Annotated in this window: 14 protein-coding genes; 8 read left to right on the top strand and 6 right to left on the bottom strand. The window is 74.7% G+C overall.

Annotated features, from left to right (window positions below; translation table 11 throughout):
- Window positions 1-39: 39 nt before the first annotated feature.
- Complete coding sequence (locus tag ACFC1T_RS04140; RefSeq protein WP_375883258.1) at window positions 40-1,116, top strand: Gfo/Idh/MocA family oxidoreductase; 1,077 nt, start codon at window positions 40-42, stop codon at window positions 1,114-1,116.
- Window positions 1,117-1,182: 66 nt separating this feature from the next.
- Here ACFC1T_RS04140 and ACFC1T_RS04135 read toward each other — a convergent pair whose 3' ends face one another.
- Both ACFC1T_RS04135 and ACFC1T_RS04130 read right to left on the bottom strand, forming a co-directional pair.
- Window positions 1,183-1,605, bottom strand: coding sequence for a type II toxin-antitoxin system VapC family toxin (locus tag ACFC1T_RS04135; protein ID WP_375883256.1), 423 nt, complete (start codon window positions 1,603-1,605; stop codon window positions 1,183-1,185).
- On the bottom strand, window positions 1,598-1,882 hold the full coding sequence (locus ACFC1T_RS04130; RefSeq protein WP_360240707.1) for a type II toxin-antitoxin system prevent-host-death family antitoxin: 285 nt from the start codon (window positions 1,880-1,882) through the stop codon (window positions 1,598-1,600). Before ACFC1T_RS04130 ends, ACFC1T_RS04135 begins: the two co-directional genes overlap by 8 nt.
- A 137-nt stretch (window positions 1,883-2,019) precedes the next feature.
- Between ACFC1T_RS04130 and ACFC1T_RS04125 the strand changes: the two genes are divergently transcribed.
- Both ACFC1T_RS04125 and ACFC1T_RS04120 read left to right on the top strand, forming a co-directional pair.
- Window positions 2,020-2,358, top strand: coding sequence for a DUF6412 domain-containing protein (locus ACFC1T_RS04125; protein WP_375883253.1), 339 nt, complete (start codon window positions 2,020-2,022; stop codon window positions 2,356-2,358).
- A 111-nt stretch (window positions 2,359-2,469) separates the two neighbouring features.
- Entirely contained in the window at window positions 2,470-3,162 is a 693-nt protein-coding gene (locus ACFC1T_RS04120; RefSeq protein ID WP_375883251.1) for a YidC/Oxa1 family membrane protein insertase, read from the top strand.
- Between the two features lie 196 nt (window positions 3,163-3,358).
- Here ACFC1T_RS04120 and ACFC1T_RS04115 read toward each other — a convergent pair whose 3' ends face one another.
- Window positions 3,359-4,048: an HAD family hydrolase gene (locus ACFC1T_RS04115; protein ID WP_375883249.1), complete on the bottom strand. Its 690-nt coding sequence runs from the start codon at window positions 4,046-4,048 to the stop codon at window positions 3,359-3,361.
- Between the two features lie 34 nt (window positions 4,049-4,082).
- Window positions 4,083-4,748, bottom strand: coding sequence for an NUDIX hydrolase (locus ACFC1T_RS04110; protein ID WP_375883246.1), 666 nt, complete (start codon window positions 4,746-4,748; stop codon window positions 4,083-4,085).
- Between the two features lie 299 nt (window positions 4,749-5,047).
- On the opposite strand from ACFC1T_RS04110, the gene ACFC1T_RS04105 reads away from it, so the two are divergent.
- Window positions 5,048-5,815 carry a CDP-alcohol phosphatidyltransferase family protein gene (locus ACFC1T_RS04105; RefSeq protein ID WP_375883244.1) on the top strand — a complete coding sequence of 256 codons (768 nt, stop codon included), beginning with the start codon at window positions 5,048-5,050 and terminating at the stop codon, window positions 5,813-5,815.
- A gap of 132 nt (window positions 5,816-5,947) precedes the next feature.
- Window positions 5,948-6,517, top strand: a complete 570-nt coding sequence (locus ACFC1T_RS04100) for a hypothetical protein (protein WP_375883243.1) — start codon at window positions 5,948-5,950, stop codon at window positions 6,515-6,517.
- A gap of 3 nt (window positions 6,518-6,520) precedes the next feature.
- On the opposite strand, the gene ACFC1T_RS04095 is transcribed toward ACFC1T_RS04100, so the two are convergent.
- Window positions 6,521-6,952: an ArsR/SmtB family transcription factor gene (locus ACFC1T_RS04095; RefSeq protein ID WP_375883240.1), complete on the bottom strand. Its 432-nt coding sequence runs from the start codon at window positions 6,950-6,952 to the stop codon at window positions 6,521-6,523.
- Window positions 6,953-7,062: 110 nt separating this feature from the next.
- Here ACFC1T_RS04095 and ACFC1T_RS04090 point away from each other — a divergent pair, with 110 nt between their 5' ends.
- Window positions 7,063-8,052 carry a zinc-binding alcohol dehydrogenase family protein gene (locus ACFC1T_RS04090; RefSeq protein WP_375883238.1) on the top strand — a complete coding sequence of 330 codons (990 nt, stop codon included), beginning with the start codon at window positions 7,063-7,065 and terminating at the stop codon, window positions 8,050-8,052.
- A gap of 40 nt (window positions 8,053-8,092) precedes the next feature.
- On the opposite strand, the gene ACFC1T_RS04085 is transcribed toward ACFC1T_RS04090, so the two are convergent.
- Window positions 8,093-8,347, bottom strand: a complete 255-nt coding sequence (locus tag ACFC1T_RS04085; protein ID WP_375883235.1) for a hypothetical protein — start codon at window positions 8,345-8,347, stop codon at window positions 8,093-8,095.
- 56 nt (window positions 8,348-8,403) lie between these two features.
- Here ACFC1T_RS04085 and ACFC1T_RS04080 point away from each other — a divergent pair, with 56 nt between their 5' ends.
- Entirely contained in the window at window positions 8,404-8,718 is a 315-nt protein-coding gene (locus ACFC1T_RS04080) for a hypothetical protein (RefSeq protein ID WP_375883465.1), read from the top strand.
- A 29-nt stretch (window positions 8,719-8,747) separates the two neighbouring features.
- Window positions 8,748-9,596 (top strand): NmrA family NAD(P)-binding protein, encoded by an 849-nt coding sequence (locus ACFC1T_RS04075; protein ID WP_375883234.1) that lies wholly within the window; start codon window positions 8,748-8,750, stop codon window positions 9,594-9,596.
- Window positions 9,597-9,602: the final 6 nt, after the last annotated feature.

Genomic DNA, 9,602 nt, shown 5'->3' with positions numbered 1-9,602 from the left:
ACCGGGAGCAAAGGGGCACCCCGTGATTGAGTGGGCCGTATGAACCCGCTGACCGCCCCCCGCCCCCTCCGCGTCGGCCTGATCGGCTACGGCCTGGCCGGCTCCGCCTTCCACGCCCCGCTCATCGCCACCACGCCCGGGCTGCGGCTGGACGCCGTGGTCACCGCCAACCCGGAGCGCCGGGAGCAGCTGCGCCGCGAGCACCCGGACGCCCGCGCCGTCGACACCCCCGAGCAGCTGCTCGCCGACCCGGACGCGCTGGACCTGGTGGTCGTCGCCTCGCCCAACCGCACCCACGCCCCGCTGGCCCGCGCCGCCCTGCGGGCCGGCCTGGCCACCGTGGTGGACAAGCCGCTGGCCGGCACCGCCGCGGAGGCGCTGGAGCTGTGCCGGCTGGCCGAGGAGCGGGGCGTCCTGCTGTCGGTGTTCCAGAACCGGCGCTGGGACGGCGACTTCCTCACCGCGAGCCGACTGGTGCGCGGCGGCGCGCTCGGCCGGGTGCACCGCTTCGAGTCCCGGTTCGAGCGGTTCCGCCCGAAGCCCAAGCCGGGCTGGCGCGAGCTCGCCGACCCGGCCGAGGTCGGCGGCACCCTGTACGACCTGGGCAGTCACCTGGTCGACCAGGCGCTCACCCTGTTCGGGCCGGTCGAGACGGTGTACGCGGAGATCGACGTGCGGCGGGACGGCGCGGTGGTGGACGACGACGCCTTCGTCGCCCTGACCCACGCCTGCGGCACCCGCTCGCACCTGTGGACCAGCGCCATCACCCCGCTGATCGGCCCCCGGCTGCGGGTGCTCGGCGACACCGCCGGGTACGTCAAGCACGGCATGGACCCGCAGGAGGCCGACCTGCGGTCGGGCCGCCGCCCGGACGGCACCCACCCGTGGGGCGCCGACCTGCCCGAGCACCACGGCACCCTGGGCAGCGACGGGTCCGAGATCTCCCTGCCCACCGACCCGGGCGACTACCCCGCCTTCTACGCCGGCATCGCCGCCGCCCTGGCCACCCCCGGCACCCCGCCCCCGGTCGACCCGCGCGACGCGGTGGCCACCCTCACCGTCCTGGAGGCCGCCCGCACCTCCGCGGCCACCGGCCGCACGATCCGGCTGGGTTGACCACCTCCCGGCGGCGGCGGGCGCAGCGGATGCGGCAGGCCGAGGCCGTGGCGGCCTCGGCCGCCCTCACACCCCGATGACCTCCACCGCCGAGCCCAGCCCCCGGAAGTCCGCCACGTTGCGGGTGTACAGCGGCAGCCCGTGGGCGGAGGCGACGGCGGCGATCATCAGGTCGATCCGGCGCGGGCGCGGCTGCCGTCCGGCGGCGATGGTCAGGGTGACGAGGGTCCCGTAGCGGGCGGCGGCGGCCGCGTCGAAGGGCAGCGGGTCGAAGTCGGCCATCGCCGCGCCGAGCACCTCCAGCCGGGCCGCCCGGCTGATCGGGTCGCGGGCCATCGAGACGCCCTGCTGGAGTTCGGCGAAGGTGATCGCGGTCAGCTCCGGCACGGCGGGCAGGTCCCCGGGGCTGAGCAGCGCCAGGTCGATGTACACACAGGTGTCGAGCACCCCGGCGGGCCGCCGCCGGGACGCCCTCCGGCGCTCAGCCACGCCGCCGCTCGAACGGGTCGTCGCCCTCGTCCCCGACGAGCTCCTCGGGCCCGAAGTACTCCTCGGCCTCCTTGCGCATCTCCTGGTAGTCCACCCGCGGCAACTTCACGTGCCGCGCCACCAGCTCCTCCGCCGTGAGCCGCCGCCGCCCGGACACCGGCCGCAGCTCCGCGACCTCGACCCCGTTCCTGGTGATGTGGAAGGTCTCACCGGCCTCCACCGCGTCCATCACCGCGGCGGAGTTGTTCCGGAACTCCCGCTGGGTAATCGTCCTCATGTCATCCACGGTAGCCCCGCGTAGCACCGACGGCTACACCCCGCGCGTCGAAGGCCCCACTCGTCGAAGACCCCGCGCAGCGAGAACTCCGGCAGGAACGGGCTAGGCCGGGAACCCCCGGGGGCCGTACGATCGTCGTGCTGAACGTCCTGAGCCGGGAAGACATCGAGAGGGGGCCCGCCGTGGAGTTCGTCGCGATGGTGCTGGGCCTGCTCCGGGTGTTGACCGGGCAGTTGGTGACCGAGGGCGGCGGGCTCGCGTCCGTCGCCGCCGTGGCGGCGATGGTCCTGGTGGCCGGGGCGGTCGCGGGGGCCCTCGCCGGGGCGCGGTTGTTGGGGGCACGGGCCCCGGCCGCGGTGCGCAGCGGGGTGCTGCGACGCCGGGCGTTCCGTACGGCGTTCCTTCCGCAGCGTGATCCGGACGCCCGGGGCAGGCGACGCCCCAGGGCGCCGGGAGCGGCCCCGGCGGCCGCGTAGTCCCGCAGTTCTCCCGTACGGTGCCCGCGTTTCCGCGGCTGCCCGTACCTTCTTCGCGGCCGTCCTCCGCCGATCACTCATGTTCTGAGACCCCGGAGGGCTCGCTTCACCATGTCCGTCCTGTCTGTTCTCGACCCGGCCGTCACCGTCGCCCACGCCGCGGTCGCCACGCTCGCCCACGCCCTGCCGACGGCACTGGCGATCGTCCTGTTCGTGCTCGCCGTGCGGCTCTGCCTGCACCCGCTGGCGCGGGCGGCGGCGCGCGGGGAGAAGGCCCGCTCCAAGCTGGCGCCGAAGGTCGCCGCGCTGAACGCGAAGCACAAGAAGAACCCGGAGAAGGCACGCGAGGCGCTCGCGGAGCTGTACCGGGAGGAGCAGGTCTCGCCGTTCGCGGGCTGCCTGCCGATGCTGGTGCAGATCCCGTTCTTCTCGGTGATGTACCGGCTCTTCACCACCCCGAACGACCTGCTGGACCACACCCTGTTCGGGGTGCCGCTGGGCCTGCACGTCGGGAACGCCCAGGGCGCCGGGCAGTTCGCGGTGTTCGGCCTGCTGTACGCCGGGCTGGCGGCGGTCGGGTACGTCAACTACCGCCGGGCCCGGCGCGCGGCGGCCGCGCAGACCACCCCGCAGCCGGGGGCGGCGCTGCTGCCGTACCTGTCCTTCGCGTCGGTGGTCTTCGCGATGCTGGTGCCGGTGGCCGCCGCGCTCTACCTGCTCACCACCAGCGTGTGGTCGGCCTCCGAGCGGGCCTGGCTGTACCGCGGCACGGGGCAGGTCCCGGCGACGGCGCTCGCGGCCTAGGGTCCGTCTTCAAACTCCCGTCGTCCGCCCGGAGGGCGGGCGGGGCGGCGTTGGGGTGCGTGCATCGCAAGGCGGAGGAGGGAGCCCAATGCAGCGCATTGGCGACCGACGACAACGCGGCGAGGCGCGTGCCCCGGCGGCGGCCCGCAGATGGGAGTTTGAAGACGGACCCTAGGTCTGGAGCCGGCGCGTTCGCTCAGAAGTGGCGCAGCAGCTCCGGGAAGGTCGCGAGCTGCAGCGTCGCCTCGTCCGGGCCGAGGTCCTCGTGCTCCAGCACCCAGGTGTGCTCGTGCGGGATGAAGACGGTGCGCAGGCCGGCCCGGCGGGCGGGGGCGATGTCGGACTTGGGCGAGTTGCCGATCATCCAGGTGCGGTCCGGGTCGAGGCCGAGCTCGGCGGTGAGCTGCCGGTAGGTGTCGACGGACTTCTCGGCCACGATGTGGATCCCGCCGAAGTGGTGGTCGATCGTGGAGGCCGTCACCTTGGCCTGCTGCTCCTCCTGGTCGCCCTTGGTGAGCAGGAGGAGCCGGTGGCGGCCGGCCAGGGTGGCGAGGGTGTCGGCGACGCCGGCGATCAGTTCGACCTCGCCGCGCCGGGTGAGCGGGGTGAGCAGCTCGTCGATCCGGGCGAGCTCGGCCGCGGTGGGGGTGCGGTCGCCGTTCAGCTGCCGCAGGCAGTCGGCGAGGCTCTGCCGGAAGACGGTGGCGCCGTAGCCGAGGGCGGCCACGTTGGCGGCCTCGATCCGGTCGAACAGGGCCCGGGCGCCGTCGCGGCCCTCCGGGGCGGCGGCCCAGTCCAGGAAGCCGTCGATGACGCGCTCGAAGAGGACGTTGTTCTCCCAGAGGGTGTCGTCGGCGTCGAAGATGAGGATCTGGTCGGTGTGCATCAGGGGTGGGGTCCTTGGGTGAGGGCGGCGTGGTTCAGCCGAGCAGGCGGGCGGCGCGGTCGAGGGTCTCGCGGAAGTTCTCCTCGGTGGTCCGCTGCCGGGCCTCCTCGATGCTCAGCCACTCCAGCGGGGAGGCCGGGTTCTCCGGGCGGGCGTCGTCCGGGCGGTCGGTGGCGAGCAGGAAGCGCAGGTCGGCGTGCTCGTGGGCGGGTTCGACGGGCGAGGCCGGGACGGGCACCACGGCGAGGTGGACGAGGGTGGCGTCGGGCCAGGGGGTGAGGTCGGTGAGGCCGGTCTCCTCCAGGCCCTCGCGCAGGGCGATGTCCAGCGGGAGGGTCTCCCCCGGGTCGCCGTGGCCGCCGACCTGGAGCCAGGCCTGCTGGCGGACGTGCCAGCGCAGCAGCACCCGGCGGGTGGGCGGGTGGACGATCAGCGCGGAGGCGGTGAAGTGCAGCGGGGTGCCGCGGTCCCAGACGTCGGCGGCATCGGCTGCGTCGGTGTCGGCGGCATCGGCAGCGTCGGTGTCGGCGGCGTCGGCAGCGGCGGCGGAGGCGGCGACCAGGGCGGTCGCCCTGGCGTGGTCGGCGGTCTCGACCGGGCCCTGCGGCCGGTGTCCGGCCAGGAGCCGGGCCAGGTCGGGGCTCTGCGGGGCAGGACCCTGCGGCTCGGGGCTCTGCGGGGCGGTGTCCGTGGTCACCATGGTGCTGGACTCTCCTCGTTCCGCCCGCGGGGCGCGTCCGCTCCGCCCCGCGCCGGAGCGCCGCTCACCGGACCGCGTCACGCCGGGCGGCGTCGCGCGGAACGGCGTCAACGGGCTTGCGGGGACGGGCGATCGGGCCCGGGGGCTCCGGTTCCGGTGAACCCGCGAAGCCTAGCCCGGGGGTGTTCGGGCGGCCCACCGGTTTTCCCGGACGCCGGGGGCGTACCGGCTGGTCAGGCGCCCCCTCCGGAGGCCGTAGCCTGTGGTGATCGTTTCGGGACAGGTGGAGGGATGTCGTCATGGTGGCTGCTCCGGCGCTCGCCGAGCTGCGCGAGGTGTGCCAGCCGCAGGCCAAGTTGCAGAGCCGCAACGGTGAGCACTGGGCGGGCCGGCTCTACATGCGGGCGCTCTCGCTGCGGACCACCCGTCAGCTGGTGCGCACCTCGGTCTCGCCGAACACCCTGACCTGGGTGATGGTGGTGTGCGGGGTCGGCGGCGGCGCGGCCCTGCTGATCCCGGGCCTGACCGGCGCGGTGCTCGCGGCGGTGCTGTTCCAGCTGTTCCTGCTGTTCGACTGCGTGGACGGCGAAGTGGCCCGCTGGAAGCGCCAGTTCAGCATGGCCGGGGTCTACGTGGACCGGCTGGGCGCCTACCTGGCGGACGCCGCGCTGATGATCGGCGCGGGTGTACGGGCGGCGCGCGGCGGCTCGGAGCTGTGGGTGTCGGCGGGCCTGGCGGCCGCGCTGGGCGTCGTCCTGCTCAAGGCCTCCACGGACCTGGTGGACGTGGCCCGGGCGCGCAGCGGGCAGGCGCCGGCGGACGAGGAGTCCACCCAGCCGCGTTCCCAGGGCATCGCGACGGCCCGCCGGCTCGCCTCGATCTTCAAGATCCACCGGGTGACGAACGGCATCGAGGCCTCACTGGTGCTGCTGGCAGCCGCCGCCGTGGACGCCGGACTGCACAACCTGGACGCCACCCGGTGGACGCTCGCCGGGATCACGGTGATCACCTGGGGGATGGTGGTGGCGCACCTGGCGTCGATCCTGTCGTCGTCGCGGCTGCGCTGAGACCACCCACCGGCGACCGCGGCGGGGCTGCGGCAGGGCTGAGACGCCCCTCCCCCAGCTGGGGGAGGGGTCCGGCGCAAGCCCGCCGCCGGGCGGACGCGGCACCACCGGCCCGCACCGGAGGGTGGGGCCATGACGACGCCGCAGCCGACCACCGCCCCCCGCACCACTGCCGCTCCCGACTCCACCGCTCCCGCCGCCGCGGCCGTTCCCGCCCCGCCGCGCTGGGCGGTCCGGGCCGCCCACGCGGCCGCGGTGACCGCGTTGCCGGCCGGGCTGTGGCGGCTCGGGCTGACCCTCGGATGGCAGGGCGGGTACACCGACGCGGGCTACCACGCGGTGGGTTTCACCGGTCGGGACGCGGTCTGGCCGCTCACCCTGAGCGTGCTCACCGAGGCGCTGGCGCTGCTCACCCTGGGCCTGGTCCGGCCGTGGGGCACGGTGCCGCCGCGCTGGGTCCCGCTCCTCGGCGGGCGGCCGGTGAACCCGCGCCGGGTCGTCCTGGCGGCCTCGCTGGGTGCGGCCGGGCTGACGGTGCTCTGGACGCCGTTCCTCGCCTGGTGGACGGTGTCGCACCCGGACATGACGCCGCGGGGGCACCTGCTGGTCGGCTTCCTCTACCTGCCCGCGGTCGCCTGGGGCCCGCTGCTGGCGGCGGTCACCGTCTCGTACCACCGCCGGCACCGCGCGGCCGCCGCCTGACTTCTAACCGTGCCAGGCCGGTTCGGCACCGGGCTCATCTCCGAGCCCATCTCCGAGCTCTTCTCCTGGCTGCTCTCCGGGCTGCTCTCCGAGCTCTTCTCCGGGCTCATTGCGGGCGAGCGCGGCCAGGACGGTGTCCAGCAGCCCGGGGAAGCGCCGTTCGAGGTCGACCGTCCGCAGCGCGGAGAACCGGCGGTTGGCCTCCTCGCGCTGGCTGATCACACCGGATTCGCGCAGCACCTTGAAGTGGTGGCTGAGCGTGGAGGGCACGACGTCCACCGGGAAGGTGCCGCAGGCCCGTTCGGGTTCGGCGCGCAGAACCCGGACGATGGTCATCCGGGTGGGGTCGGAGAGCGCGTGGAGGACGTCGTACAGGTCGATCTCCTCGACCGCGGGGTGGACGAGCGCCGGCCGGCGGCGGGTGCTGCGGGGCATCTTCCTACCTCCTCTGATCTGCGATGTTCGACAAACGCCGAAACGCGGTGGTACCACTGTGCCACGGCAATTTCGTCGTTCGTCGAACATCGTAGTCGAGGGGGACCGACATGCGCGCACTGGTGATGACCGCACCCGGTGGAGCCGAGAACTCCGAGATCCAGCAGATCGAGGCACCGCGACCCGGCCCCGGCCAGGTCGCGATCGACGTCGCCTGGGCCGGACTGAACTTCGTGGACGTGATGGCCCGCCGCGGCGACGGCGGCTACACCGCCGAGTGGCCGTACCTGCCGGGCAAGGAGGTCGCCGGTACGGTCCGGGCGCTCGGCGAAGGCGTCACCGGGCTCGCCGTCGGCGACCGGGTCGCGGCCGCACCCGTCGGCGGCGGACTCGCCGAGGTGGTGCTCGCCGACGCCGCCCTGACCCTCCCCGTCCCGGACGGGCTGGCGCTCAGCGCGGCCGCCGCCGCCCCGCTCGGCCTCGCCACCGCCGTCCTGCTGCTCACCGACGCGGGCCGGCTCACCGACGGGGACAACGTCCTGGTCCACTCGGCCGGCGGCGGGATCGGCAGCGCCGTCGCCCAGCTCGTCCCGCTGCTCGGCGGCGGGGGCGCCCTGATCGGCACGGTCGGCCGCCCGGAGAAGGCCGCAGCCGCCGTCGAACTCGGCTACCACCACGCCTTCGCCCGCGACGAGAAGCTCGCCGACGCCGTCCGCACCGCCACCGACGGCCGGGGCGTCGACCTCGTGCTCGACCCGCTCGGCACCGCCGCCCTGGACCTCGACCTCGCCGTCACCGCGCCGGGCGGCCGGATCGTCCTGTTCGGCAACGCGGGCGGCGGCGAGCTCGGCGACCTGCCGCCGCTCGGCCGGCTGATGGGCGGCAACCTCTCCGTCACCGGGTTCAGCCACCGCAGCTACGCCGCCACCGCACCCGAACGCCTCGCCCGGGCCATCCGCACCACCCTCGACCTCCAGGCGCACCGCGGCCTCACCGTGCCGCTCACGGAGCTCGCGGACCTGGAGGCCGTACCGGCCGCCCACGACGCGATGCAGGAGCGGCGGGCCACCGGCAAGTACGTGGTGCGGGTGGGTGGTTGACCGTTCGCACCGACCAGGCAGGTCGATCCGGCCGGGCCCGTCAGACCGTGAGCACCGCTCCCGGATCGGCGTGCCCGACCGGGCCGGCGAACCGGGACGCGGCGCGGGCCACCGCCTCCGCCTCGCACAGCAACAGGTCGCCGTCGGCGGCCAGTCCGGTGAGCGCGGCGCAGGGCGCGGGGTCGCCGGAGTGGACCAGCGAACGGCCGCCGGCCTCCGCCCGGAGCGCGAAGGCCGGCATGCCGGGCGGACCGTGGAGCGGGATCGGCGCGGCGAGCCGCACGTCCGCGGACAACGCGCCTTAGTAGGCGGTGAGTAGGTGTGTGTCGAGGCCGAGGAGCGGTGTTGGAGATGTTCACCGGGGGAGCAGCGCGGCTGCTGGTCAGGAACGACGACGAGACGCCGCTGGAGCTGACCGTGGAGCCGTGGGCCGACGCCTACCGGCTCGCGCCGGGACAGACCCGGGTCGTCATCACCCACTCCCCCACAGCGGACGGTTCGTGGTCCGGGACCCGGCGCGGTGACGAGCCCTTCCAGGTCGACCACCGCCGGGATTCCGTCACGGTGTGGGCCCACGGCCACTGCTTCCACCTCACCGACACGGCGGGCCAGGAGATCGACGCTGCCGACCGGGACTGCCCCGCCCGGGCCGCACGAGGGGAATAGGCCGGTCCGGTCGGGCAGTTGGGCCCGGCATGACCAAGGTTCTGGTGATCGGCGCGAACGGCAGTGTGGGCAGGCACGTGGTGGCCTCACTGGTCGAAGGCGGGCACGGGGTACGGGCGTTGGTGCGGAACCGGGCCACGGCCGCGCTGCCCGCCGGGGTGAAGGTCGTCGAGGGCGACCTGGCGGAGCCGGAGAGCCTGACGGCCGCGCTGGACGGCGGGGTGCACGGCGGGGTGGACGCCGTCTACCTGATGTGGCCCAGGATCCCGGTACAGCCGCGGGTGGTCGAGCTGATCGCCGAGCACGCCGAGCGCGTCGTCTACCTCTCGACGGACGTACCGGACCTCGCGGACGACGAACCGGCCGTGATCTTCCACCAGGAGATCGAGCGGCTGATCCGCCACTCCGGCACGGCCTGGACCTTCGTCCGCGCGATCGACTTCGCGGGCAACGCGCTCGGCTGGGCCGACCAGGTCCGCACCGGCGTGGTCCGCTGGCCGTACGGGCGGGCGCGCCGCTCGCTGGTCCACGAACGCGACATCGCGGACGTGGCCGTCCGGGCGCTCACCGAGGACGGGCACGACGGCAGGAAGTACCTGGTCACCGGCCCCGAGTCGCTCACCCACGCCGCGCTGGTGGGGATCATCGGCGAGGAGCTCGGCACCGAGGTCCGCTGGGAGGAGCTGGCGCCGGAGGTGGCCCGCGAGCAGCTGACGGCGGCCTGGGGCAACGCGGCCTTCGTGGAGTCCCGGCTGCGGGCCTGGGAGTCGTTCACCCGCGAACCGGAACGGGTGACGGACACGGTCGAGCAGGTGCTCGGCCGCCCGGCCCGCAGCTTCCGCTCCTGGGTCCGGGACCACGCGGACGACTTCCGCTGACGGCGG

Source organism: Kitasatospora sp. NPDC056076, from assembly GCF_042266305.1.
Classification (GTDB): Bacteria; Actinomycetota; Actinomycetes; order Streptomycetales; family Streptomycetaceae; genus Kitasatospora.
This window is presented reverse-complemented; position numbering and strand designations above follow the sequence as displayed.